Below are 23,620 nucleotides of genomic sequence, written 5' to 3'. Positions count from 1 at the left end.
TGAAGCCGGCGCGGCTAGCCTGAGCCGAGGTTCAGCGGGCCGGGGAAGAAACAGCGGGCCGCATGATCACCCTGCAGCGGGTCCAGCCGCGGCTCGGAGGCGGCGCAGCTGGGTTGCGCGATGGGACAGCGGGTATGGAATCGGCACCCCGTCGGCGGGTCGATGGGCGAGGGCGGATCCCCCTGCAGCAGGATCAATTCACGCGGTGTGCTCGAACCCTGCCGGAGTTCGGGCGCCGCAGAGAGCAGCGCCTGGGTGTAGGGGTGGGCGCTGTGCTCATAGACCCTGTCGTAGCTTCCGGATTCGACCACCTTGCCCAGATACATCGTCGCGACGCTGTCCGAGATATGCCGGACAATCTGCAGGTCGTGGGCGATGAACACGAAGGTCAACCCGAGTTCCTGCTGCAGATCCTGAAGCAGGTTGACCACCTGGGCGCGCACCGACACATCCAGGGCCGAGACCGCCTCATCGCAGATCAGCACCCGGGGATTCAGCGCAATGCCGCGGGCAATGCCGATGCGCTGCTGCTGGCCGCCGGAGAAGTTATGCGGATAGCGGCTCAAATGATCCGGGTTCAGCCCCACCAATTCCATCAGCTCCGCGATCTTCGCCCGCCGCCGGGCACGGGGCACCAGATCGGGATGGATTTCGAAGGGTTCAAGCAGGATCTGCTCGATGGTCATCCGCGGATCGAGCGAAGCGTAGGGATCCTGGAAGATGAGCTGGATGTTCCGGCGCATCAGGGCACGCTCGGCACGCTGCAGCTCGTTGATGTCCACCCCGTCAAAGAGCACCTGGCCTTCGCTGGGCTTTTCCAGCCCGGAGAGGATGCGGGCAAGTGTGGACTTCCCGCAGCCGCTCTCACCGATGATCCCCAGCGTCTGCCCGGCGGGCACCTGCAGGTCCACCCCGTCCAGCGCCTTGAGCACCTTCTTCGCTCCGAAGGGCAGCGGCCGGGCTACCGGATAGTGCATCCTGATATCGCGCAGTTCCATAATCGGTCCGGATGCTGTCTTGCCGGTCCGCGGCTCAGTGGCTGTATGCGGCATGACTCGGTACCTCCTGGGAATGGAAACAGGCCGATTGGCGTCCGGCCGAGATGGCCTCCAGCGCGGGCACGGCGGCGGTGCAGGCTTCGTCGGCCAGGAAACACCGGTTGGCGAACGAGCAGCCCACGGGAATGTTCAACAGGTCCGGCGGGCTGCCGGGAATCGCCGGAAGCCGGTGCCCCTTGAGCGCTTCACTGGCCACGGATTCGGCGAGCCCCCGGGTATAGGGGTGGCGCGGCGCGGAAAGCACCTGGGCGGTCGGCCCCTGCTCGATGATCCGTCCGGCATACATGACCGCTACCTGGTCGGTGACCTCGCGCACCACCGAAATATCGTGGGTGATCAGGATCAGGCCCATATTGTTCTCCGCCTGCTGCTCCTTGAGCAGCTCCAGAATCTGGGCCTGCACGGTCACATCCAGGGCGGTGGTCGGTTCGTCGGCGATCAGCAGTTCGGGTCCCAAGGCCAGCGCCATGGCAATGACAATGCGCTGGCGCATGCCGCCGGAGAATTGGTGCGGGTAGTCGTTCACCCGGCTGGCCGCGGCCGGGATGCGCACCCGGTCCATCATCTCGATGGCCGCGGCCTTCGCGGCCTTGCGGCTGTAGCCGCGGTGCACCCGGAACAGCTCGCCGATCTGCCGGCCCACCGGATGCACCGGGTTCAGGGCGCTGAGCGCGTCCTGGAACACCATGGACATGCACGGGCCGGTCAGCTGCCGGCGGCGTTTGGCGCCGATGGACAGCAGGTCTTCGCCGTTGAGCAGGATTTCGCCGCCGGCGACCCTGGCCGGAGGGGTGTCGAGCAACCCCATGATGGTCCGGGCGGTCACCGACTTGCCGGATCCCGACTCGCCCAGGATGCCCAGGCACTGGCCGGCGGCAAGCTGCAGGTCGACGCCGTTGATGGCGGTCGCGGTGCCCTGGGGCGTGGCGAACTGGACGCGCAGGTCGCGGATTTCCAGCAGCGGCCGCGGGGCGTGGTGCGGTTGCCTCATTACTTTCCTTTCGGGTCGAATTCGTCGCGCAGCGCTTCGCCGAAGAGCACGAAGCCGAGCACCGTTATGGTCAGGAAGATCGCGGGGAAGAGCAGCAGGTGCGGTGCGGCGTCGATGTAGTCGCGGGCGGCCGCCAGCTGCAATCCCCAGGAGACCGCCGGCGGGGTCAGCCCGATGCCGATGAAGGTCAGCCCGGCTTCCGCGGAGATCATGCCGCCCACCCCGAGGGTCTGCAGCACCAGCAGCGGGGTGACGGCGTTGGGCACGATGTGCTTGGCGATAATGCGCCGGTTGCCGGCGCCGAGCAGCCGGGCGGCCTGCACATATTCGCGGTGCCGGATCTCGAGCACCGAGGAGCGCATGAAGCGCACCCCGCCGGGCCAGCTGAACAGTGCCAGCGCGAAGATCACGGTCCAGATATTGCGCTGGCCGAACAGCTGCAGCACCACGATCGCCGCCAGGATGAACGGCAGGCCGAAGGCCATATCGCAGATGCGGGAAATGACCGCGTCCACCCAGCCTCCGAAGTAGCCGGCGATCGCGCCCACCAGGGCGGCAATGGCGAAGGCGATGGCCGAGACCACGATGCCCACCAGGATGGAGGCCCTGGCCCCGTAGATCACGTTCGTGTAGTAGTCGCAGCCCTGGATGTCGATGCCGAAGAGATGCGCGGCGCTCGGGGCCTGGTTGGAGAGCATGATGTCGCAGTTCTCGGTCGGTCCGGCGCCGAATCCGGTGAACAGCTGCGGAAAGGCCGCCATGATGATCATCAGCAGCACGATCGTGCCGGAGATGGCCAGCCGGGGGCGCAGCCACCAGCGCCGGTGGGCGCCGCGGCTCGGAGCCGGGGCCCGGTCCACCGCCTGGGCGCCGTCGCCGGGGCCGATTGTTGTGCTTGTCGCGCTCATATTCTCACCCGTGGATCGATTAGGCCGTAGGTCAGGTCAACCAGGAGGTTGAAGACCAGGTAGACCAGCACCAGCAGGGTGGCGATGCCCACCACCACGGTGCCTTCCTTGTTGTTGATGGAGGAGACCATCAGCCCGCCGATGCCCGGCAGATTGAAGATGGCCTCGATGATCACTGCCCCGCCGAGCATCCCGGCCAGGCTCAGGCCCAGGTAGGTGACCACCGGGATCATGGCGTTGCGCAGCGCGTGGCCCCAGATGATGCGCCGCGGAGTAAGGCCCTTGGCCTTCGCGGTACGCAGGTACTCGGCGCGCAGAACGTCCACCAGCGAGGTGCGGGTCAGCCTGGCCAGGCCGGCGGCGGCCTCCAGCGCCATCACCAAGGCAGGCAGGATGAAGGCCATCGGCCATCCGGCGCGGATGCCGGCCGGATCGACCCAGCCCAGGTGCACGCCGAAGTAGGTTTGGGCACCCAGCGCGATGACGAACCCCGGCACCCCCATGAACAGGACCGTGAAGACCAGTGCGAAGTGGTCCCCGGTTTTCCCGGCACGCAACCCGCCGTAGACCCCGATGAGCAGGCCGATGAAAAGCTTGAGCACCCATGCGGTCAGGGCGAGGGCCAGCGTGGTTGGCAGGCGTTCCAGGATCAGGCCCAGCACCGGGCGGCCGAAGAAGTCGATGCCGAAATCGCCGCGGAAGACGCCGAGGATGTAGTTTCCGTACTGGACGAAAAACGGATCATCCAGATGGTAGGCCTGGCGGATCTGCGCCACGGTGGCTTCCGGCAAGGGACGCTCCCCGGTCAATGCCGAAATCGGGTCACCGGGCATCAGGAAGGTCAACGCGTAGATGATGAATGTGGCGCCGAGCAGCACCGGGATCATCTGCCCGATACGCCGAACGGTATAGCCCAGCATGGGTACTCCCTCATCACAATAGGTGGCTGGCGCGGCCGCAAGATCTTCGTGCGGCCGCACCAGCCAAACGGAACCGTTGCTAGCAGCCGTAGCCGGCGCGGTAGTACTGCAGGTCTCCCTGGACGTCGTTCAGCTGCGCGCACTGCGACTGCAGTCCGTAGTCGGTGGGGATGAACAGCGGGATCGCCGGCAGATCCTCGACGATGATCGCCTCGGCTTCGGTGTAGAGCTTCGCGGCCTTGGCTTCGTCCATTTCTGCGCGGGCCGCACGCAGCAGCGTGTCGACCTTGTCGTTCGAGTAGCCGGTCACGGCGTTGCCGTCTCCCCCGGTCTCGTACTGGCTCAGGTACTGGTCCGGCGACATGTAGGACCAGCCCCACAGGCCGAACACGGCTCCATCGAGCTTCTGGCTGTTGCGGCGTTCGGAAAGCTCGGTGCCCAGGGTGGGCTTCAGCTGCACCTTGATGCCCAGGTTGTCCTGGATCTGCTTGGTCAGCGCTTGGACCAGCTGCTGGTCCGAGGCGGAGTTGCTCTCGATGATCAGCGTGCCGTCAAACCCGCCGCCCTCGGCCAGGATCTTCTTGGCCCGCTCCGGGTCGAAGACGCAGTCGGCGCAGGAGCCGGACACATAGGAGCCCAGCGACGGAGGCACCAGCGAATCCGAGGTTTGCGCATGGCCCTTGAGCAGCGAGGCGGCAATGGCTTCGCGGTCGATGGACAGCGAGATGGCCCGGCGCAATGCCGGGGACTTCAGTTCCTCGACGTATTCGGGGATCTGCAGCGTCTGCTGCTTGGAGGCGGTTTCCACCTCGTAGAGGGCCTGTTCGCCCAGCTGGTTCTTGGCTTTGTCGACCATGGTCGCCGGCACATTGCGGATCATGTCGAGGTTTCCGGCGGTCATGTCGGTGTAGGCGGCATCCACCGCGGTGTAGATCTTGCCGACCAGCTTGTCCGCACCGCCGGAGAATCCTTCGGCGCCCTTGAAGCCGTCCCATTTCTCCAGGACGACCTGCTGGTTATGGTCCCAGGAGATGAACTTGTAGGGGCCGTTGGAGACCGGGGACTGCTCGTAGGCGTCCAGGTCTTCGAAGGCGGATTCCGGCATGGGGCAGGTCGGATTGGTGCTCAACAGCTTCGGGAAGTCGGCGTTCGGCGCGTTCAGGGTGACCCTCAGATGGGTTTCGTCGACAACCTCCACCCCGGAGAGCTTTTCGGTCGAAGCCTTGCTGCCATCGGTCGGGTTTAGTTCTTCGTAGCCCTTGAAGGAGACGAAGGTACCGTTGCCTTGCCAGGCGTTGGAGCCGGTGGCTGTCGCGTTCCAGGCCTCGGCGAAGGAGTATGCGGTGACCGGCGTGCCATCGTGGAAGGTCCATCCGTCCTGCAGCTCGATGTCCCAGACCTTGGCGTCCTGGCTGGTGACGGACTTGGCGGCCAATGGCTCCAGTTTCTGGCTCTGGGAGTTGACCTCCATCAGGTTCGCGCAGAGCGCCATGCCGATCTGGCTTCCGGGTTCCTTCTGCGGAGTGATGCTTTTTGGTTCCGTCGACATGAATGTCAAGGTCGCGTCTGATCCTTCGGCACCGGTTGCGGCCGTGCTCGACGATGAGCATCCCGTGGCGAGGAGCGCCAACGAGGCCACCCCCGCAACGAACGCGATTTTCTTGGATTGTTTCATCCTTTTCCTCCCTGATTTACGGCATTCCGGGCACGAGCGCCAAGGCAGTGGCTGCCGTCACATTTATTTATTTTATGAAATAAAGTAAACACGATAGGAGGATGATGTCAACAGTTGTGCATGAAATTACTTGCGGATTGCCTCGGCGTGCATCCGCTCGATGAAGCTCAGCGGGTTGCTCAGCACTTCGTTAACCATGATGCTGGCGGCAAAAATGGACAGCGATAGCTCATGATCGCTGGAGTAGACCACCCGCTGGGCGGCCAGCGGTCCTTGCAACGACCGGCTGGCCACGACAGACTGCACCCCGGCCAGGGTTTCGGGACGCTCGGCTGGCGTACCGGCAATCACCAGCAGCCCGGGGTCAAGCAGGTCGAATACGGTAGCGGCGGCGTGCGCCACAAAACCGTTCCGTTCGGTGACCAGCGAGCGGATCTGCTCATCTCCGGCATCATAAAGCCGGTCGATATCCCCATAGTCCTTGACGTCCAGTCTCCCCGCCTCGTGGGCGCGACGCACCGTCGCTTCATCCGTGGCCATCACCTGCAGGCATCCGCGGCGTCCGCAGGCACAGGGATATCCTGCGTCGCTGACCTGCAGATGAGCAATGTTCCCGGCATGCTGCGACCATCCGGCACGGATCTGTCCATTGCTGACCAGCACCGCCCCGAGATCGGAGGTAATCACCATGAGCAGGAAATCTGATTCCCTGGCTCCATGTCCGTAAAAGAGTTCGGATTGCGCCGCAGCTCTGGCATTGTTATCCAAGATCAGCGGCTGGGGCAGGTCAGCTAGCATGCTGACCGCCGGAACCTCACTCCATCCTGCGCCCTGGTTCTCGACGATTCGGCCATTGATCCGGTCGACAATGCCACCGGTCGCGACTCCCGTCCCGAGGATCTGACGCCCCTTGGCGTGCTCGGCTATGAGCAGGTTCGCCTGTTCGATGATCAGCGCAAACGAGGCTTCGGCATCCAGTCCCGCGTGCGGAACGAGGACCGACGCCTTGGAGATTCCGTCCAATCCGGTCAACACCACGCCGGTAACCCGCGGGCCGAGGTGGATGCCCATGACCAGGTTCGATTCGCTGTCCACGCTCAGCGGAACGCGGGGCCTGCCCTGGCCCGCGGCCACCGCATCGGCCTCGGCAATCAGCTGGTGATCCAGCAAGCTGGCGGCAATGCTCGTGACCGAGGCGGCGCTAATGCCGATTGCGTCGGCAATTTCCTTGCGTGAGCGCCCGGGAGAAGCGAAGGTTTCGCGCAGCACCGACGCAAAATTCCGAGCGCGGGCCGGATCGGTCCTACGGCTCATGGCAGGGGCACCTTTCTTCCAGAATATTCCTTTTGTCTAGGAATGCTTTCATCATTCTTTCATCTGTACAGCAGACTTGCGCATCTGCCGGCCTGGCAGGCTCACGGCTTCAGCAGCACCTTCAGGGTATCCCGGCCGATTTTTCCCAAGGGATCGGCTGCGCCCAGTGGCGCGGTGAGCATGGCGTAGCGCAGCGCCCAACCACGGGCACGCAACCTCATTGACATGCCGCGATCGACGCTGTACCTCTGCAACGCTTGCTCCCGCGGCTCCTCGGTAAAATGCATCCACAGCATCCCCAAATCCGAAGCTGGATCTCCGGCGCAGAGATCTCCGAAATCCACCAGGGCGGACAGCTCGGCCCTGCCCGCAACGGTGGTCACAATCGTATTGTGTGGATGCGGATCACCGTGGAGCCAGCGTGGCGGCCCTCCATAGGCTTCGGCCTCCAGCGACTGCTCCCAGATGCCTTGCGCACCACGCCGGTACGTCGCTGGAAGCTGGGAGATTTGCTCCCTGGTGCGCCGGTCCACGGCTTGCAATTCGCAGCCCCTGAATTCACTGCGTGGCGCATCCTCCGGAGCCGGGCCATGCAACGCCAGCAGGTAGTCGATAAAAGCCGGTGCGTAGGCATCACGTTGCGTTCGCCCCAGCGTCGCGGCGCTGATGCCAGGCACGTAGCGGCAGATCGAAAAGGTGAACGGGTAATTCGCGGTCGGCTCGCCGATGAATACCGCAGCCCCCACATCCAAGCCGCTGTCGGACGACAGGCGAGGCAACCATTGGCGTTCCTTGTGCCCGATCTTTTCGGCCAGCGCACGTCGAGGCAATCGCACCAACAGGTCTTCACCCAAACGGTAAACCTCATTATCCCAGCCGGTGGCCAGATACGTCAGGGGCTTCCCGGCCCACTGGCGTGCCTGCGCGAGGATCAATTCGCGCACCAGGTCCCGGTCAATAGACACTTCGGCCGCCGGCATAGCCGAAACCGGCATTTCTTGGAAGGTCATTGCTCCATGCTAAATCAATCCCGCCAAAGTGACCGTTCGCGTTCCGTTTTGGACGACTATCCCCGAGCAGAGAGGTAGCCCCCGCGCCCGTGTGGGCACCGCCTGGGTATACGACGTGCAAGGCATCCTCGGCGAAGGACCCTCCTGGTGGCGGAACCCGCTGTCCTTCGTCACCGATATGAAATCGGCGGTGAACTGGCCGAGGTGTTCATTGCTTCGGAAACCTCAGCCGGTGCCAAATCCGACGCTTATTTCGAGTCAGACGGTAAACGTCTGCTCTCGCATTTTTTGCTTGCTGCGGCCATTGCGAACCGTCCCATCGCAGAGGTGTTCATCTGGGCGCAATACGCCTAGCTTTCTTCACTACCTTCGTTACTTTTCCGCTTTTCGCTCTTCACCTTGTACAGCGGGGCGATGGCACCGATGATCATCATTGAGATAACAAAAAATGCCATTTCTCCGAAGGATCGCTGGTCGCCGATGTTGTAGCGGATCGCTTCTGCTGCGGTGCCCAGCACAAAGCCGAGAAGCATCCCGAATAAAGACGCTTTATTGGTCGAGCGCATTGCATGTCTCCTAGCGAGCATCTCGCTGTTTCGTTGATCAGCTTTGGCTTTTCGATAATCACCGCTTGCTTTACGGAGGTTTAGAACACTTAACCAGAGGCTTTTCGCTTGCTCGAATTATTTCAACCCTGCGTACAATCATCAAGCGTACTGACGAGTAGCAAACGCAGTCAACGCCAACACGCTCATACTTTACTAGGAGGGCAGCACGCGAAAATCCTTGCCCTCGACCAAGCGCGTTGACTCATCATAAGTACACATGAAAAGAGGCGTTTTTTGGGAACGAAGACGGAGGCTCAAAGCGAAGAACCCACCAGCAAACATGGGGTTGCTGCGTCCGTGTGCGCGCCCAATTACTTGGCCAGCAGAAAGCTCGGCGAGACGTTGATTTACTTTAATCCACCGTTGCTGTTCCGGCTGCTGCGGGTACGTGCATCCTGGGACTCCCAGGCTACGAGTCCGCCGGCCGAGGGAAGCAGGAGCAATGCGGGCAACCACTGCCAGATGATCAACAGCACCATCGCCAGGAGGAGCATCGCCAACGCAGCGATTCGCGGCCAAGCACTCATGATTCGCCTACTCTCTAGAAAACGCCCAGGGACGTTGAAGTCGTTGTTCGAGGCAGTCTACCTTCGATGCATCGCGGGCAATAGGTCTCGGCGCTAGAGCATCAAGCTACTGACCTCGGACAGGCTAGAATCACTCCATGCGCAGCCACTCACCAAGCGAACAGATCCTCGTCCAGCTGCTCCTGGAAAAGTTCGATCAGATTATCGAAATTATCGCCCAACTGCCGGAGGAACTGCCCAATACCCGCCCGGGGATTCCCGGCGGCAACTCACCCATCCAACTCTTGGTGCACTGCTGCGGGATGATGCGCCGCTGGTCTTCAACGGTGAATCTAGGGGTAGCGATTCCCCGCGATCGAGCGGCCGAATTCACCGCGGCTCTCCCCACTGCGCAAGCACTGGCCCATGCAACCGCAGTGCGCGCAGAGTTCGCCGCCGACCTGGCGCAGACCGAAATGCAAGCCAGGCCAGCTTCGTTGCCAGCTGGCCGCGAGGACGAATATTTCGCACAAACCTGCCAGGGGGTTCTGCTGCACGTATTGGAAGAGTTCTGCCAGCATCTAGGACACCTCGAGATCACCAGGGACCTGCTGCTCGCCGGTTGGCGCTGAGCCTCCGGCAAGTCTCCTTCACGCCCTTGCCCCGCGCGTTCGAACACTGGACATTAACTCCACTGGCTGCATAATTCCACGGAATGCAGCCTTTCACCGAACGCTCAGAGGGATTTTAATCATCCAAATTGACGATAGCCATGGCCGCCAAGGCAACGTATTGTGAAGATGGTAGTTCCTATAGGAACCAATCAGTTCGAATTTGGATTGAATTACCTGACATGCACAGAAGGGCTTCGTGAGTCGCATGCTTGCTTGGTTTGGCCTGGAAGAAAAGGCCAAAAACGAATCGGCACCACCAGGCGATGGCGTGAGCGAAAAAACTAAGTGGGGATCCCTGCTCCTCTGCCTCGCTTCGGCATTTGCGGTTTTTGCCGTGGCTCATTGGCTGCTTGACGGCGCTTCCGGCTTCGCATCCTATGTGCCCGGAATATGCGCCGCAGGCACCCTTCTCATTGGTTCGCTCGTTTCCGAGCACTCCCTAGCCCGCGGTGCAGGCCATTCCCCGTACCGCCACTCGGGCAAAAACCAAATCCCGTAACTTCAATCGCGCGCCCCGCGCGTTGGCCGCGTCCTGAGGTCGAATGGCGTTCGGGGGCGGCCCCGGCATTGCGTCTGCCGGCGGGTTGGACTTCGAAGCTCCTCTCCGCTATCCCACCGCTCCCGCCCGCGCTATAAGATTCGCCAGTCCAAAGAATGGCACCGTCTGGCGAGCACAGCCGAGCGGAGCCGCCCGCAGAGGCGGCGACGGCCTAGCTGATCCCGTTACAATTTCCGAACTCGGGCAACGCCTGCGATCGATCATCCGCTCTGAGTCGCTTGCAGGAAAAACAATGAACCCCGAATTCCGTTGACCAGAATTCGGGGTTCGATGTTTTTGTACCTAAGGAAGGGTCTTACAGGCCCAGCTTCTCGATCACGATTTCGCGCACGCGGCCGGCATCTGCCTGTCCGCGGGTGGCCTTCATAACCGGTCCCATCAGGGCGCCGATGGCCTGCATCTTGCCGCCCTTGATCTTCTCGACCACGTCCGGCATGGCGGCCATGGCATCATCCACGGCCTTGCCCAACGCATCGTCGTCGTTGACCACGGCGAGGGAGCGCTTGGCAACGATCTCGGTTGGCTTGCCTTCACCGTCAACCACGTACTCGAGCACCAGGCGGGCGATCTTGTCATTGATCTTCTTCTCGGCGATCAGCGAGTTCAGCTCAACGATGGTCTCCGGGGTAACACCCAGATCCGCGATCTCCTTGTCCGCCGCCTTGGCCAGACGGGCAATCTCGCCCATCCACCACTTGCGGGCTACCGCGGCGGACGTACCGGCGGCGATGGTCGCTTCGATCTCATCGAGCACCCCGGCGTTGACCACGTCACGGAATTCCTTATCCGCATAACCCCAGTCGGCCTTCAGCCGCTTGCGGCGATCCGCCGGCGGCTCGGGAAGACGCGAACGCAGTTCCTCAACCCATTCGGCGGTGGTCACGATCGGCACCAGATCCGGCTCCGGGAAGTAGCGGTAGTCATCGGCATCCGACTTCGGACGGCCCGAGGTGGTGCTGCGGGTGTCCTCGTGCCAGTGGCGGGTCTCCTGCACGATCTTCGCCCCGGAGTCCAGCACGGCCGCGTGCCGTTCGATTTCGAAGTGCACGGCGTGCTCCACGGCGCGCAACGAGTTCACGTTCTTGGTTTCGGTACGCGTACCGAACTTGTCCGCACCCTTGAGCATCAGCGAAACGTTCGCGTCGCAGCGCACGTTGCCGCGCTCCATCTTCGCGTCCGAAACCCCGAGGTTCTTCACGATTTCGCGCACCGCAGCCACATAGGCCTTTGCCAGCTCCGGCGCCCGCTTGCCGGCGCCCTCGATGGTCTTGGTGACGATTTCAACCAGCGGCACCCCGGCACGGTTGTAGTCCACCAGTGAGTAGTCCGCGCCCTGGATGCGTCCGGAGGCACCGCCCATGTGGGTCAGCTTTCCGGCGTCTTCCTCCATGTGGGCGCGTTCGATCTCCACGCGGAAGATCTCCCCGTCCTCCAGTTCGACATCCAGCCAGCCGTCGAAGGCGATCGGATCATCGTACTGCGAGGTCTGGAAGTTCTTCGGGGTGTCCGGGTAGAAGTAGTTCTTCCGCGCGAAGCCGCAACGCTCGGCGATCTGGCAGTTCAGCGCCAGGCCGATCAGGATGGAGTACTCCACGGCGGTCTTGTTGACCACCGGCAGTACGCCAGGCAGACCCAGGTCAACCGGGGTGACGTTGGTGTTCGGGTCGTCGCCGAAGGCATTCGGGGCGTCCGAGAACATCTTGGTCTTGGTGTTCAGCTCTACGTGGACCTCGAAGCCGAGCACCGGATCATATTTCTCCAGTGCCACATCAAAGTCGACGAGTTCATCGGTGTAGTTAGACATGTGCTCCCCTTAGGCCTTTGGCGCGATCGACGCGGAATCAATGGCAGGTGCCTGCGAGATCAGGGTGTGCCCCCAGCTCTTTTCCAGCAGTGCTTCCAATGCCGCGCCTGCACGGTAGACGCGAGCGTCCTCGAAGGCAGGAGCCAGGAACTGGATGCCCACCGGCAGGTCCTCGGACAGCCCGCCGGGCACGGTGATGCCCGGGATGCCGGCGAGGTTTGCCGGGATGGTGGCCACGTCGTTGAGGTACATGGCCAGCGGGTCGTTGTCGTTGGCGCCCAGCTCGAAGGCGACGGTCGGCGCGGTTGGCGAAACCAGCACGTCGGCCTGCGCGAACGCGGCGTCGAAGTCGCGCTGGATCAGCGTGCGGACCTTCTGCGCCGAGCCGTAGTAGGCGTCGTAGTAGCCGGCGCTCAACGCGTAGGTGCCCAGGATGATGCGGCGCTTGACTTCGTCGCCGAAACCGGCGGCACGAGTGGCTCCCATCACGCGTTCGATGGTCAGCGCGCCGTCTTCTGGAAGCACCCGGTTGCCGTAGCGGACCCCGTCGAACTTCGCCAGGTTGGAAGAGACTTCCGAGGGCATGATCAGGTAGTAGGCACCCAGTGCGTACTTCAGGTTGGGGCAGGAAACCTCGACGATTTCTGCGCCCGCACCCTTGAGCAGTTCGAGGGACTCCTCGAAGCGTGCCTGCACGCCGGCTTGGTAGCCCTCGCCCTGCAGCTCGGTGATCACACCGATGCGCAGGCCCTTGAGATCCCCGGTGGCGCCGGATTCTGCGGCGGCTACCAGGCCCTCGAGGGTTTTTGGCAGGGAGGTGGAATCCTTCGGATCGTGCCCGCCGATCAGTTCCTGCAGGTGCGCCGAGTCGAGCACGGTACGGGAGACCGGGCCGATCTGGTCCAGCGAGGAGGCCATGGCGATCGCGCCGTAGCGCGAGACCCCGCCGTAGGTCGGCTTCACGCCCACGGTGCCGGTGACGGCGCCGGGCTGGCGGATCGAACCACCGGTGTCGGTGCCCAGCGCCAGCGGCGCCTCGAAGGAGGCTACGGCCGCGGCCGAGCCGCCGCCGGAACCGCCGGGAATGCGATCCAGGTTCCACGGGTTGCGCGTCACCCCGTAGGCGGAGTGCTCGGTGGAGGAGCCCATGGCGAACTCGTCCAGGTTGGTCTTGCCCAGCATCGGAAGCTTCGCTGCGCGGATCTTCTCGATGACGGTGGCGTCATAGGGGCTCATCCATCCTTCGAGCATCTTCGATGCCGCGGTGGTCGGCTGGCCCTTGGTGACGATCAGGTCCTTGATGGCGATAGGCACGCCGGCCAGTGGGTGCAGCGCTTCGGCTTCGGCTCCGCCGGCGGCGCGGATCGCGTCCACCTCGGCGGCGACGGCGAGCGCTTCCTCGGCGTTCACATGCAGGAAGGCGTTCAGTGCACCATCAACTTCGGCAATGCGATCCAGGTGAGCCTGGACGGCGACTACGGAAGTCACATCGCCAGCGCGCAGCTTTGCTGCCAGCTCGGTGGCGGAAAGACGAATCAGATCTGACACTAGGTTATTCACCATCCAGAATTGCCGGGACCTTGAAGCGGTTCGAGTCCGAGTCAGGCGCGTTGAGCAGAACTTCATCGATGCTCAGCGTCTGCCCCACCACGTCTTCACGCAATACGTTGGTCAACGGGATTGGGTGGCTGGTGGCTGGGATATCGGAGGAGGCGACTTCGCTGACGGATGCGATGGCATCGACGATCACGCCGAGCTCACCGGTCATCTTGTCCAGCTCTGCGCCGCTCATCTCGATGTGGGCCAATCGTGACAAGTGCACGAGGTCCTCACGGCTGATGGCAGACATATATCTCCCTAAAGTGGGCGGATGGGTTTCACAGACAAGTCTATCCCTTGCCCGCCCTCAACTAGGTCGCAAAAGTCCTTCGGAGGTTATGCTGTGCGCAATACCAAACCGCTCAGCTCCTGGCCGAGCGCATTCTCCCAGAAGCCGATGACTCCCGGGGCGCTGGCCTTGCCGGCCACCGGCTTGCGGATAATGACGGCGCGCTTCCCGCTGGTCTCGCCGGTGAGCGTGATCCGTGCATCGTCGGTAAATGATTCGGTGTGGTGCTGCGGGATGGATTTGCCCGCGAGCAGTCCGCGCGCCTGGTCGTTGAAGACCGGGTCCCCGGCCGCGTCATAGACATAGCGCGGCCCCAGGATGGCGTGCTCGCTGATGCCTATCAGGTACGGCTCGCCGCCTTCGAGGGGTGCTTCTCGATAGCTCAAGGGCACATGGTAAATCACCTCGGAGGTGTCGGCATGATCCGCATAAATGCGCAGCTCCACCCCGACCTTCCCCTGGGGGTCTTCGAGCCGGAATCCGCCGATATGTTCAAGTTTCGGGACGCCCTGACCAGAATAGAAGTCCTGCTTGACCAGCCAAGCGGACACCAACTCATTTTTGGTTGGCGACATTGAGGTGTTGTAGACGATGCCCATGGGCTCAGTCTGCCAAGTCAGCGACGTGCGCACAAGAGCTTGACCCTCGTGTTGCCCGCGGCTCTCAAGGCGCATGTTAATTTTCCTGCAGAGCCCGTGCCGCCAGAGGATATCGATAGCATGGGATCCATGACAACCGATGCTCAGTGGAACCAGGCCAGCCAAGCCCAAAGTTACGGCGCAGCCCTGTTACAGGATGAACGGGTGTGCCTGCGCGAGGTGGAGCCAGAAGACTTGGCCCAGCTGGCGGCGTGGTGGAATGACCCGCAGTGGGCGGTGCTCCAACAGAGGATCGCCAAGCCCAGGCCATCGCAGCGGGTAATGGATATGTTGGCCGTGTGGAGCGAGAACAAGCCGAACAGCGGGGACGCCGGATTCAGCATCTTCGAAAAGCCGCAGGGCAACCTCATTGGGCATGCCACGCTCGCCGGTGGCGCGCTGCCGCACCGCGCAGCGGAATTTGCCATCATGCTTGGCGGGGAGCACGTGGACCGTGGCTACGGCACCCGTGCGGTCCGGCTGATGACCGGTTACGGCTTCAACGAGATGGGGCTGAACCGCATTGGCTTAAAGGTCGCGGCGTTCAACACCCGTGCGCTGCGGGCCTATGAAAAAGCCGGCTTCAGCCTCGAAGGCCGCGAACGAGAGGTGTATTTCCACCAAGGCAAGTTTCATGACCAGCTCATCATGGGTCTCCTTGCCCGCGATTACTTCGCCACCGCGCGACCCTGAACCCCGGGCGGGCTTACTTGCCGGCGCCGGTGAGGAAATCGGCGACCAGCGGACCGGCGGTCTGCGCTCCCCCGTCGCCGTCTTCGACGAAGGCCGCCACCGCGAGGTCGCCCTGGGCGGCGATCACCCAGGCGTGCGCGTTGCGTTCCGCATCGTATTCCGCGGTGCCGCTCTTGCCAATGATCTTTGCTCCCGGCACCGACTTCAGGTCGCTCAGCGTGCCATGGTCCACGACCCCAGCCATCATTTCCTGCAGCTGTCCGGCTTCGGATTCGGTCAATTCGGTCTTCGCCTGCGCAGGTTCCTTCGGCTCGGGGTCCAGCACCAGCCGTGGTTGCACGGTGCTGCCCTGGGCGATTGATGCCATGACTGTGGCCATGCCCAGCGGGGAAGCTTCGACCACACCCTGTCCGATCATGTTGGCAGCCAGTTCGGTTCCTTCCGAGGCATCCGGAACGGAGCCGATAAATGCTTCGGCTCCGGTGCCATCCTCGGCGACAAGCCCCAGCGAGCTGGCGGCCGAGGCTACGGATTCAGCACCTAGTTCGCTGCCTGCATTGACGAATACCGTATTGCAGGATTCGGCAATGGCCTCGGCCAGCGGAATCGTGCCCACGGCACCCGAGGGGTAGCCGTCATAGTTCTTGAAGCTCTTGCCATCTACCTCGGTGCTCGCCGGGCATTGCACCTGGCTCTGCGGGGTTTCGCCCTCGCGGAGCATCGCTAAGGCGCTGATGACTTTGAAGACGGATCCTGGAGCGTACCGCCCCTTCAGCGCGGTATTCAGCCCATTGGACTCTGGCCCGGAAGCTGCCGCCAGCACCTGGCCATCGGATGGCCGGATCGCCACGATGGATGAAGCAGAATCGGATTCGGAAACCAGGGACTCTGCGACGGTCTGCAGCTTTTCATTCAGCGAAAGCTGGAGATCCTCGCCAGCCACCGGCTCGGTGCCCAGCAGTTCGGCCACCGGTTCGTGCTCCGCGTTGTACCGCGAAACCGTTACCCCGGCGGTGCCCGCCAGGGACTCGTTATAGGTGGCTTGCAGGCCGGAAAGACCAACTTGGTCACCTGCCTGAATCTTCCCTTCGGACTTTTCAATGATTTCGGCGGTCGCCTGGCCGACGCTTCCAAGGATCGGGCGGGCGAAGGCTCGTGTGGGCGCCAACGGCATCTCATCGGGTTGCCCGAGGGCTCCGGGAATCTCTGCAATCTGTTCGTCGGTCACTTCGCGGTCCGCATCATCGCGCAATACGATTGCCTGGACCCACGCCTTGGCACCGGTTTTTTCCACACGGTTCGCGAAGGAATCTTCGTCAATGCCCACGAGTTTTGCCAGGTTGCGTGAGGAGGCTTCCCACTCGCCGGATTCTGCTCGGGTCTTATCGATCCCCACGCGCACCACCGGACGGTTCTTCACCAGCGCGTTGCCGTTGCCGCCAAGGATCTGCCCGCGTGCGGCTTCGCTGAAGCGCGCATCGAGGTATTGGCCGGCTTCCAGTTCTGGTGCGAGAATCTTCGGATCAAAGCGCAGCTTCCACTGCTCGGACTCTTCATCAAATTCCATGACCGCTTGGGTGTCATAGGTCAGATCGGTATCGCTGGAGTCAACGTCCCAGGTGGTTTGCAGCGTCGCGGTGGCGGTCTTCACCCCATCTTGGGACTCTTCGTCTTCGGCGGCACCGAGCACCGTGTGGCTGCGTTTGATGTCCCCCATCGGGCCATACGCGGTTTCCAGGCTCTTCGCCGCCGCACTGGCGTCGCTTCCGGCCAGTGGCACCGCGGAGAAGTCGCCGGAGCCAAGCGCGGCGGCAAGCGCCTCGGCCGCGGGCTTCGGATCCGGTGTCGCCGCGCTGCAGGCGGTAAAAGAGCCAGCAACGAGGGCTGCAATGGACAGGGCGACTGCACTTCGGGGGAAACGACGCATGGCGCCAGTCTATGCAAATGCGAGAGCGCCAAGCCAGAATGGCTCGCCACAAGTCAGCATTAGGCACATTCTTTAGCTTTCCAGCACTAGCGCATACACCACGAGGCGAATGTCGGTATCCGGAACCACCCAGTCTCGTTCCGGGCGGTGGGTGAAGCCTAGGGATTCATACAGCCGCCGGGCCGCACTCCAGTGGCCACCGGTGGTCAGAGACACGGCGTGCACCCCCGGTAGCTGGCGGGCATGCTCGATCGCCGCCAGCACCATGGCTCGTCCGGCGCCAGCGCGTTGCACGGTTGGATCCACGCTGAGCATCCTGATTTCGAGTTCACCTTCGAGGGCAACGTCAGCGTATTCGTTGCCCGCTTGGATCAGGGTCATCGAGGCAATGATCCGGCCGTCTTTGCGTGCCACGAAAATATCGCAGTGGGCACCGCGCTGGGCAACCTGGCGAACAAAGTGCAGGTACTCATGTTGCGGATCGTCAAAATGCCCGGCCTGCAGGTACGCATCAACGGTGAGGTCGCCGATGCGCTCGTAATCGGCTGCGCTGGCCAATTCGATGCGCAACTGGCCCTTGGCTGCTTTGCAATCATCAACTTCAGACATGGTGCCTCTAGTTTGCCATTGATATCCGGCTCGCGGTGCTGCGGCAGGGCACTTCGCCGACTATTGGGCCTGCACCGCTCGGCCGCCCGGCAATAAACGAATCGTGAAGAGTTCGCTCTGCAGCGTGAGGCCGTACCGATGCTTCTGATCGTAAATGACGAGTCATATGCCGGTTGAAGTCGACAAGGTAATTCTCCCAAGCCGGCACGGGAAACAAGCCGATTTTCGAAGCAACAATAGTTAGTTCAGCTGCCATCTCGGGCCGGCAACCAGTAAACTTACTAGCGTTGCCGCAGTTCACGCGGCAATCCTCGATATTCACACTGTGGTGAACGCCCAGCCCGAGGACTCGGCCGAGCAATCCATTCGGCGCCCAATCAGTTGTTTTTAGGATGATTTTCGGCCACGGCCGGCATTTTGGACTCCGCTCAAGGAATCGGCCACTTACTTATTGATTTTTGTGCTGCAAAGGGCATCGTGATGGTTCACATCCAACGATTAGGCCTACGGCTCGCGGCCTGCCCAACTAGAAGTATTTTCCACTAACAGATCGGAGAGTGAACGACTTGCGCGTTCTCATTGGTTCTTCCGCGGAGCATGTTGCCCGTATCGCCGCAGATAACGTCCTCGCTGGACTGGCTCACCACGGCAAAGGGAAAGACCCCGTGCTCGGTGTTGCCACTGGCTCTTCGCCGCTTGGTTTGTATCGCGAGCTCAGTGCGGCAGTAGCCGAGGGACGCGCAGATTTTTCCAAGGCCCAGGGCTTCGCGCTGGACGAATACATCGGCATTCCGGACACTCATGAACTGTCCTACCGCCAGACACTCATCGCCGAGGTTTGCAACACCTTCGGCATGCCGGTCAGCGGGCTGCACACGCCTCAGGGTATGGCCGATTCCTTAGAGGAAATCGAAGCCAACGCACGCGCCTATGACCAATCGATCAAGGATTCCGGCGGCGTCCAGGTTCAGATCCTTGGAATCGGCAGCAACGGCCATATCGGCTTCAATGAACCAGGCAGCGCCTTGCGTAGCCGGACCCGGATCAAGCGTTTGGCTGCGCAGACTCGAATCGACAATGCACGGTTCTTCGACGGAATCGAGCATGTTCCAACCCATTGCGTCACCCAGGGTCTTGGCACGGTGCTGGAGGCCGGGCGGCTGGTGCTGCTGGCTACCGGTGAGTCGAAAGCAGAGGCGATCGCGTTGGCGGTGGAAGGACCGTTGTCGGCTTCGTGCCCCGGGTCCGTACTGCAGCTGCATCAGGATGCTGTGGTGGTGCTCGACGAGGCAGCCGCGGCGGGCTTGAAGAAGCGTGCCTACTATGACGATGCAGCCGAGGGAATCAGTTTGGAAAATCTCCGAGTGCACTAAGCCGGTTCAACACAGCCCTGCGAAACCTAGCTGCAATACTGGGGCGTATGGCTGTCTACTTCGAATGTGTCACTCGCACTCCAATGGATCGAACCGAACTTTTTGACCGTTCGAGGAGCATCGATTTGCACCGCGGTTCCATGGCTAACACCCAAGAACAAGCCATAGCCGGGGTGAGAAGTGGACTCATCTCGCTCGGCGAACAAGTTACCTGGAAGGCTCGACATTTCGGGCTCCCGTTTAGCCTCACGACGAAAATCACCGAGATGAAATCCGCAGAAATGTTCGTCGATGAACAGCTCCGCGGACCGTTTAAGTCTTTCCATCACGTCCACGAGTTCCATGAACTCCACGGAGAGACGCTAATGGTTGACCGGATACGTTTCGCCGCACCTTTCGGTCCCCTGGGATGGCTGGCCGAAAGGTTGGTCCTGGGTTGGTACCTGCCCCGGCTTATCCGGCAGCGCAATGATTTTCTCCTGCATGGATAGTTCTCAGCTGGCGCGGATCCTCAATGGATGGTTAATTCGCATCCACTAGTCCGTTGGAAATTGACGCACTGCCGGTCCGGGCAGACTTTAAGTCCACTACTCGTTAAGCTTAAAGTGTTCTGAAAAGACCGAACAACTGCAGCCGTTTTGCCTGACGCACTGATCAAGGATCTTCCCTATCACCACACAAACTCAACCCCCAGCGACCAGCCATTCGCTGGCGGGCAAAATTGCGCTCGTAGTCTCGCATGTCCTCTCGCCTGTCCTGCTGGTCGGTTTGCTGTTGATCGGTACGCCCTTGCGGCACAACGGGATCTCCTGGGTTGAGGCGGTAGCCGCCACGACGTTCACCATAATTATTCCTTGGCTATTTTTGGTGCTAGCGAAGTTCCGCGGCGGCGTGAGCGATCTGCACGTCACCCAACGCAGTCAACGCCATAAGATCTTTGCCCTGACTGCGGTGTCGATCCTCTGTGGACTGGCCTTGCTCGGCTGGCTCGGGGCAAGCGCCACAATGTTTGTCGAGGTGCTGTCCATCTTGGCGGGGCTACTCACGGTGGCTTTGATCAACTTATGGTGGAAAGTCTCGGTACATCTAGCCGTGGGCTGTTACGTGGTACTTCACATCTCCGCAGGAGATGCCTTCCTCGCCCCGGCAATAATGTTCATTGCTTTGCTATCCTGGTCGCGCATCCGTAGCAGCCAGCACACCGCCTCCCAGGTGTGTGGTGGAGTCATGGTCGGCGTATTGATCAGTTATTTCAGTAGCCAGCTAGCTCTGCTCGGATAATAGTCCGCAAAACACTTCTGGCTCGGTCCGCCGTCCATTTTGTGGGCGGCGGACCGAGCCAGGTTGAGCTTGGTTGGTCGAGAGCATCGCGTTGCAAGGCGATGCGCTAGGGGTTGACCAGCTTCTCGGTATCTACAAGTCCGGCGTACTGCCATCCCGGATATCCCACGGGACGACCCACCGGGGTGCCCGTTTCCTCGGCAATCAAAGCGCCGGCCGCCCAATCGTATTCCTGAGTGCCAAATTCGGCGTACGCGTCGAGTGAGCCTTCGGCGACCAAACACAGATCCAGTGCTGCCGAGCCGATTCGACGGATATTCACAAAATCAGGCAGAAGCTCCTCCAAGACCCCGAGTTGGAAGCCGCGGCGTTCTGCGTCATAGCCGAAACCGGTGCCCAACAACTTGGCGTCGGATTCAACCGGCCCGGCGAGCTTGGTGATCTTCTTGGTACGCAAATCATGCTTCCAAGCTCCCAGTCCACGACCGGCGAAGTATTCGACTTGCAAGGCCGGAGCGACAATGGCCGCCGCCAACCACAAATCGGTTCCATCCTCCTGCTTCTGGCACACACCCACCGATGAGCAGTAGTAGGCGATGTTGCGAACAAAGTTCGTGGTGCCGTCGAGCGGGTCGATGCTCCAGCGGTAGCCGCTGGGATTGCTCGGCTTCCGACTCGGATACTCTTCGCCGGTCAGTTCGTCGTTGGGGCGCGTGGTGGTGATCGTGGCGCGAATGGCTTCCTCGGCGGCCCGGTCAAAGTCGGTGACCCAGTCTCCCGCCGCAGATTTCTCGTCAACGTTGAACTTTTCCACATCACGCTTGGAGAGCACCTCGGCGCCGGCCGCCGCTGCGCGGCGTGCTACGAGCACCAGCGGGTCGTGTGCGGCCTTGTTGTTTTCCACTTAGACTCCTTGATTTGCTGTCAATGCAACTTCGCGTGCCGCGTCGGGGCCCTGCTCGAGCAGTACTACAAAGCCTGATTCGTCCAATACCGGCACCCCGAGCGACTGCGCCTTATCCAGCTTTGACCCGGCGGCTTCCCCGGCTACGAGGAAATCGGTCTTTTTCGACACGCTTCCGGTGGCTTTGCCGCCGCGGATGATAATGCCTTCCTTAGCGGTGTCCCGGGAGAAATTCTCCAGAGTACCGGTGACCACAATGGCCAGGCCTTCTAGGTGCTTGAGGACGTTTTCATCTTGTTCGTCGTGCATCTTCACCCCGGCGGCCTGCCAACTGGCGACGATGTCACGGTGCCAGTCAACCTTGAACCAGTCCAGCAGCGCTTCGGCGATAATCGAACCCACCGAGTCAATCTGGCTCAGTTCCTCCACCGCGTTAGCTGATTCGAGGGCCTCTAGCACCGCGTCCATGGATCCGTAGCGGGTAGCGATCGCACGCGAAGCGTTGGGACCCACATGACGGATCGACAAAGCGACCAGCACGCGCCAGAGCGGGTTGCTCTTGGCTTTTTCCAGTTCGTCAAAGAGCTTCTCGGTGCCTTTGGTGGCAACCGAGGGCTTTTTGGCGGTGGGCTTGGTGAAGAAGTACGGCACCAGTTCAAATTCCCCGGTGCCTTCTCCCTTGGCGCGCTTCTCCCGCCACACCTTGACCTCGGCAAGCTGTTCCAGCTTGTCCTTCAGGTCAAAAAGCTCGGCTTCATTGCGCAGCGGGCCGGGGCCCGCCGGGAGGATGACACCACCCTGGGTGGCTGGGTCTTCTCCGGGGCCGCTGGTCAAGGCCGCGGCTGCCTCGTAGCCCAGAGCCTCGATGTCCAGGGCGCTGCGCCCGCCTAGGTAGGCAACGCGTTCGGTGAGCTGAGCCGGGCACGATTCGGCGTTGAGGCAACGGATATCCACGTCGCCTTCCTTGGCCGGAGCCAGCGGCTGGCCACAGGATGGGCATTCGGTGGGCATCACGAAGTCCCGCAAGCCCTCATTGCCTTCGCGCAAGGCGAGGACCGGGCCGACGATCTCCGGGATCACGTCTCCGGCTTTGCGCAAGATGACCGTGTCACCGATCTGCACATTTTTTGCCTTGACCACTTCCTGGTTATGCAAGGTTGCCCGGGCAACAGTGGATCCGGCCACGAGTACCGGTTCCATGACGCCGAAGGGGGTCACCCGTCCGGTGCGTCCTACCTGCACCTGGATGTCGAGCAGTTTGGTGTGGACCTCTTCGGGCGGGTATTTATAGGCCACAGCCCAGCGTGGGACGCGGGAGGTATAACCGAGCTGTTCCTGGGTGGCCAGGTCATCGACCTTGATGACAATGCCGTCGATATCGTGGATCAGCTCATGCCGCTTTTCGCCATTCTCGGCGATGTAGTCCGTAACCTCGGCACGCGAGGTAACGACGCGGCCATAAGGCGAGACCGGAAGGCCCCAACCGCGCATTAGTTCATAGGCCTCGGACTGGTGGGTCATCGAGAAGTCCCGACTGCGTCCGAGCCCATGCACAAACATCCGCAACGGACGCTTGGCGGTCTGCTGCGGGTCTTTTTGCCGAAGCGAGCCCGCGGCGGCATTGCGTGGATTCGCCAACGGTGCTTTTCCTTCGGCGATCAGCATCTCGTTGTAGGCGTTGAAGTCCTTGGTGGCAATGTAAACCTCACCGCGCACCTCGAATTCTTGCGGGTAGCCGGACCCGGAGAGTTCTTGCGGGATATCGGAGATGGTCAGCGCGTTGTGCGTGACGTCTTCCCCGGTGGTTCCATCCCCGCGGGTCACCGCGCGCACGAGCTTGCCGTCCCGATAGGTCAGGTTCAGCGCCAATCCATCTATTTTGACTTCGCACAGCCAGCTAACCGGAGATTCGGGACGTAGCTTCGTGGCATTCGCTTGGGCTCGTTCGAGCCAGACATCCAGCTCTTCAAGCGTGAAAACATCTTCCAGCGAGTACATGCGGCTTGCATGCTTGACCGGCGCAAAGGCGCTGCTGACTTCGCCGCCCACCTCAAGTGTGGGTGAATCCTGCCCCATGAGTATTGGGTATTGGCTCTCCACCAGCTGCAGTTCGTGGAATAGCGCGTCGTAGTCCGCGTCGGGGACCAGCGGAGCGTCCTGCTGGTAGTAAGCCTCGCGATGTGCGCGTATCTGTTCCACCAGAGTCTCATAGCGTTCCCGAACGCTATCCGGTGGGGTCATCATTGAGTCTGCTGGTGTTACTGGATTTTCACTCACGTA

At 61.7% G+C, this 23,620-nt stretch carries 24 protein-coding genes; 7 read left to right on the top strand and 17 right to left on the bottom strand.

Annotation, left to right across the window (positions count from 1 at the left end; translation table 11 throughout):
- Window positions 1-14: 14 nt before the first annotated feature.
- The 7 genes from CQ019_RS13070 to CQ019_RS13040 all read right to left on the bottom strand — a co-directional run bounded on the left by CQ019_RS13070 (window position 15) and on the right by CQ019_RS13040 (window position 7,876).
- On the bottom strand, window positions 15-1,052 hold the full coding sequence (locus CQ019_RS13070) for an ABC transporter ATP-binding protein (protein ID WP_105553795.1): 1,038 nt from the start codon (window positions 1,050-1,052) through the stop codon (window positions 15-17).
- Window positions 1,033-2,049 (bottom strand): ABC transporter ATP-binding protein, encoded by a 1,017-nt coding sequence (locus tag CQ019_RS13065; protein WP_105553796.1) that lies wholly within the window; start codon window positions 2,047-2,049, stop codon window positions 1,033-1,035. Before CQ019_RS13065 ends, CQ019_RS13070 begins: the two co-directional genes overlap by 20 nt.
- Entirely contained in the window at window positions 2,049-2,957 is a 909-nt protein-coding gene (locus CQ019_RS13060; RefSeq protein ID WP_105553797.1) for an ABC transporter permease, read from the bottom strand. Before CQ019_RS13060 ends, CQ019_RS13065 begins: the two co-directional genes overlap by 1 nt.
- Window positions 2,954-3,877, bottom strand: a complete 924-nt coding sequence (locus tag CQ019_RS13055) for an ABC transporter permease (protein WP_105553798.1) — start codon at window positions 3,875-3,877, stop codon at window positions 2,954-2,956. Before CQ019_RS13055 ends, CQ019_RS13060 begins: the two co-directional genes overlap by 4 nt.
- Window positions 3,878-3,956: 79 nt before the next feature.
- Window positions 3,957-5,552, bottom strand: a complete 1,596-nt coding sequence (locus CQ019_RS13050) for an ABC transporter substrate-binding protein (protein WP_105553799.1) — start codon at window positions 5,550-5,552, stop codon at window positions 3,957-3,959.
- Between the two features lie 126 nt (window positions 5,553-5,678).
- Window positions 5,679-6,866: an ROK family protein gene (locus CQ019_RS13045; RefSeq protein WP_105553800.1), complete on the bottom strand. Its 1,188-nt coding sequence runs from the start codon at window positions 6,864-6,866 to the stop codon at window positions 5,679-5,681.
- Window positions 6,867-6,967: 101 nt separating this feature from the next.
- Window positions 6,968-7,876 carry an aminoglycoside phosphotransferase family protein gene (locus tag CQ019_RS13040; protein ID WP_105553801.1) on the bottom strand — a complete coding sequence of 303 codons (909 nt, stop codon included), beginning with the start codon at window positions 7,874-7,876 and terminating at the stop codon, window positions 6,968-6,970.
- A 147-nt stretch (window positions 7,877-8,023) separates the two neighbouring features.
- On the opposite strand from CQ019_RS13040, the gene CQ019_RS13035 reads away from it, so the two are divergent.
- Window positions 8,024-8,230, top strand: coding sequence for a hypothetical protein (locus CQ019_RS13035; RefSeq protein WP_105553802.1), 207 nt, complete (start codon window positions 8,024-8,026; stop codon window positions 8,228-8,230).
- On the opposite strand, the gene CQ019_RS13030 is transcribed toward CQ019_RS13035, so the two are convergent.
- A complete protein-coding gene (locus tag CQ019_RS13030) occupies window positions 8,227-8,442 on the bottom strand; it encodes a hypothetical protein (protein WP_105553803.1) in 216 nt (71 codons plus the stop codon). The genes CQ019_RS13035 and CQ019_RS13030 overlap by 4 nt on opposite strands.
- A 389-nt stretch (window positions 8,443-8,831) precedes the next feature.
- Window positions 8,832-9,011: a hypothetical protein gene (locus tag CQ019_RS18305; protein WP_146112475.1), complete on the bottom strand. Its 180-nt coding sequence runs from the start codon at window positions 9,009-9,011 to the stop codon at window positions 8,832-8,834.
- Window positions 9,012-9,148: 137 nt separating this feature from the next.
- Between CQ019_RS18305 and CQ019_RS13025 the strand changes: the two genes are divergently transcribed.
- Window positions 9,149-9,622, top strand: a complete 474-nt coding sequence (locus CQ019_RS13025) for a DUF664 domain-containing protein (protein ID WP_105553804.1) — start codon at window positions 9,149-9,151, stop codon at window positions 9,620-9,622.
- A gap of 310 nt (window positions 9,623-9,932) precedes the next feature.
- The gene (locus tag CQ019_RS13020; protein WP_146112476.1) at window positions 9,933-10,163 is read left to right on the top strand and encodes a hypothetical protein; all 231 of its coding nucleotides are present in this window, start codon (window positions 9,933-9,935) and stop codon (window positions 10,161-10,163) included.
- Window positions 10,164-10,518: 355 nt separating this feature from the next.
- Here CQ019_RS13020 and gatB read toward each other — a convergent pair whose 3' ends face one another.
- The 4 genes from gatB to CQ019_RS13000 form a co-directional block, all read right to left on the bottom strand.
- Entirely contained in the window at window positions 10,519-12,027 is a 1,509-nt protein-coding gene (gene gatB, locus CQ019_RS13015; RefSeq protein ID WP_105553806.1) for an Asp-tRNA(Asn)/Glu-tRNA(Gln) amidotransferase subunit GatB, read from the bottom strand.
- A 9-nt stretch (window positions 12,028-12,036) separates the two neighbouring features.
- Window positions 12,037-13,590, bottom strand: a complete 1,554-nt coding sequence (gatA, locus tag CQ019_RS13010) for an Asp-tRNA(Asn)/Glu-tRNA(Gln) amidotransferase subunit GatA (RefSeq protein ID WP_181148484.1) — start codon at window positions 13,588-13,590, stop codon at window positions 12,037-12,039.
- Window positions 13,580-13,876, bottom strand: a complete 297-nt coding sequence (gatC, locus tag CQ019_RS13005; protein WP_096287501.1) for an Asp-tRNA(Asn)/Glu-tRNA(Gln) amidotransferase subunit GatC — start codon at window positions 13,874-13,876, stop codon at window positions 13,580-13,582. The genes gatA and gatC overlap by 11 nt, the downstream gene beginning before the upstream one ends.
- 86 nt (window positions 13,877-13,962) lie before the next feature.
- A complete protein-coding gene (locus CQ019_RS13000) occupies window positions 13,963-14,589 on the bottom strand; it encodes a 1,4-alpha-glucan branching protein (RefSeq protein WP_105719015.1) in 627 nt (208 codons plus the stop codon).
- A gap of 54 nt (window positions 14,590-14,643) precedes the next feature.
- Here CQ019_RS13000 and CQ019_RS12995 point away from each other — a divergent pair, with 54 nt between their 5' ends.
- Complete coding sequence (locus CQ019_RS12995; RefSeq protein WP_181148482.1) at window positions 14,644-15,246, top strand: GNAT family N-acetyltransferase; 603 nt, start codon at window positions 14,644-14,646, stop codon at window positions 15,244-15,246.
- A gap of 13 nt (window positions 15,247-15,259) precedes the next feature.
- On the opposite strand, the gene CQ019_RS12990 is transcribed toward CQ019_RS12995, so the two are convergent.
- Complete coding sequence (locus CQ019_RS12990; protein ID WP_105569886.1) at window positions 15,260-17,173, bottom strand: penicillin-binding transpeptidase domain-containing protein; 1,914 nt, start codon at window positions 17,171-17,173, stop codon at window positions 15,260-15,262.
- Between the two features lie 72 nt (window positions 17,174-17,245).
- Window positions 17,246-17,782, bottom strand: a complete 537-nt coding sequence (locus CQ019_RS12985) for a GNAT family N-acetyltransferase (protein WP_105569885.1) — start codon at window positions 17,780-17,782, stop codon at window positions 17,246-17,248.
- 566 nt (window positions 17,783-18,348) lie between these two features.
- Here CQ019_RS12985 and CQ019_RS12980 point away from each other — a divergent pair.
- The 3 genes from CQ019_RS12980 (at window position 18,349) to CQ019_RS12970 (ending at window position 20,436) form a co-directional block, all read left to right on the top strand.
- Window positions 18,349-19,155, top strand: a complete 807-nt coding sequence (locus CQ019_RS12980) for a glucosamine-6-phosphate deaminase (protein ID WP_105553931.1) — start codon at window positions 18,349-18,351, stop codon at window positions 19,153-19,155.
- 266 nt (window positions 19,156-19,421) lie between these two features.
- On the top strand, window positions 19,422-19,646 hold the full coding sequence (locus CQ019_RS18875) for a hypothetical protein (RefSeq protein WP_308727261.1): 225 nt from the start codon (window positions 19,422-19,424) through the stop codon (window positions 19,644-19,646).
- Window positions 19,647-19,923: 277 nt separating this feature from the next.
- Window positions 19,924-20,436: a hypothetical protein gene (locus CQ019_RS12970; RefSeq protein WP_146112477.1), complete on the top strand. Its 513-nt coding sequence runs from the start codon at window positions 19,924-19,926 to the stop codon at window positions 20,434-20,436.
- A gap of 106 nt (window positions 20,437-20,542) precedes the next feature.
- Here the strand turns inward: CQ019_RS12970 and CQ019_RS12965 are convergent, their stop codons facing one another.
- Entirely contained in the window at window positions 20,543-21,340 is a 798-nt protein-coding gene (locus tag CQ019_RS12965; protein WP_105569884.1) for an inositol monophosphatase family protein, read from the bottom strand.
- Entirely contained in the window at window positions 21,341-23,584 is a 2,244-nt protein-coding gene (gene ligA, locus CQ019_RS12960; RefSeq protein WP_105569883.1) for an NAD-dependent DNA ligase LigA, read from the bottom strand.
- Window positions 23,585-23,620: the final 36 nt, after the last annotated feature.

The sequence above is a fragment of the Arthrobacter sp. MYb229 genome, from assembly GCF_002975405.1.
Classification (GTDB): domain Bacteria; phylum Actinomycetota; class Actinomycetes; order Actinomycetales; family Micrococcaceae; genus Glutamicibacter.
The sequence above is the reverse complement of the archived record's forward strand: the minus strand, read 5'-3'. Positions and strand labels throughout refer to the sequence as shown.

What these genes read in the sequence shown, in the direction of transcription:
- CQ019_RS13070 (WP_105553795.1), bottom strand. Translation starts at nt 1,052, where the DNA reads ATGCCGCATACAGCCACTGAGCCGCGGACCGGCAAGACAGCATCCGGA.
- CQ019_RS13045 (WP_105553800.1), bottom strand. Translation starts at nt 6,866, where the DNA reads ATGAGCCGTAGGACCGATCCGGCCCGCGCTCGGAATTTTGCGTCGGTG.
- gatC (WP_096287501.1), bottom strand. Translation starts at nt 13,876, where the DNA reads ATGTCTGCCATCAGCCGTGAGGACCTCGTGCACTTGTCACGATTGGCC.
- gatB (WP_105553806.1), bottom strand. Translation starts at nt 12,027, where the DNA reads ATGTCTAACTACACCGATGAACTCGTCGACTTTGATGTGGCACTGGAG.
- CQ019_RS13065 (WP_105553796.1), bottom strand. Translation starts at nt 2,049, where the DNA reads ATGAGGCAACCGCACCACGCCCCGCGGCCGCTGCTGGAAATCCGCGAC.
- CQ019_RS13055 (WP_105553798.1), bottom strand. Translation starts at nt 3,877, where the DNA reads ATGCTGGGCTATACCGTTCGGCGTATCGGGCAGATGATCCCGGTGCTG.
- CQ019_RS12990 (WP_105569886.1), bottom strand. Translation starts at nt 17,173, where the DNA reads ATGCGTCGTTTCCCCCGAAGTGCAGTCGCCCTGTCCATTGCAGCCCTC.
- ligA (WP_105569883.1), bottom strand. Translation starts at nt 23,584, where the DNA reads ATGATGACCCCACCGGATAGCGTTCGGGAACGCTATGAGACTCTGGTG.
- gatA (WP_181148484.1), bottom strand. Translation starts at nt 13,590, where the DNA reads ATGGTGAATAACCTAGTGTCAGATCTGATTCGTCTTTCCGCCACCGAG.
- CQ019_RS13025 (WP_105553804.1), top strand. Translation starts at nt 9,149, where the DNA reads ATGCGCAGCCACTCACCAAGCGAACAGATCCTCGTCCAGCTGCTCCTG.
- CQ019_RS12995 (WP_181148482.1), top strand. Translation starts at nt 14,644, where the DNA reads ATGACAACCGATGCTCAGTGGAACCAGGCCAGCCAAGCCCAAAGTTAC.
- CQ019_RS18875 (WP_308727261.1), top strand. Translation starts at nt 19,422, where the DNA reads ATGAAATCCGCAGAAATGTTCGTCGATGAACAGCTCCGCGGACCGTTT.
- CQ019_RS13040 (WP_105553801.1), bottom strand. Translation starts at nt 7,876, where the DNA reads ATGACCTTCCAAGAAATGCCGGTTTCGGCTATGCCGGCGGCCGAAGTG.
- CQ019_RS12985 (WP_105569885.1), bottom strand. Translation starts at nt 17,782, where the DNA reads ATGTCTGAAGTTGATGATTGCAAAGCAGCCAAGGGCCAGTTGCGCATC.
- CQ019_RS13050 (WP_105553799.1), bottom strand. Translation starts at nt 5,552, where the DNA reads ATGAAACAATCCAAGAAAATCGCGTTCGTTGCGGGGGTGGCCTCGTTG.
- CQ019_RS13000 (WP_105719015.1), bottom strand. Translation starts at nt 14,589, where the DNA reads ATGCGCCTTGAGAGCCGCGGGCAACACGAGGGTCAAGCTCTTGTGCGC.
- CQ019_RS13060 (WP_105553797.1), bottom strand. Translation starts at nt 2,957, where the DNA reads ATGAGCGCGACAAGCACAACAATCGGCCCCGGCGACGGCGCCCAGGCG.
- CQ019_RS13030 (WP_105553803.1), bottom strand. Translation starts at nt 8,442, where the DNA reads ATGCGCTCGACCAATAAAGCGTCTTTATTCGGGATGCTTCTCGGCTTT.
- CQ019_RS18305 (WP_146112475.1), bottom strand. Translation starts at nt 9,011, where the DNA reads ATGAGTGCTTGGCCGCGAATCGCTGCGTTGGCGATGCTCCTCCTGGCG.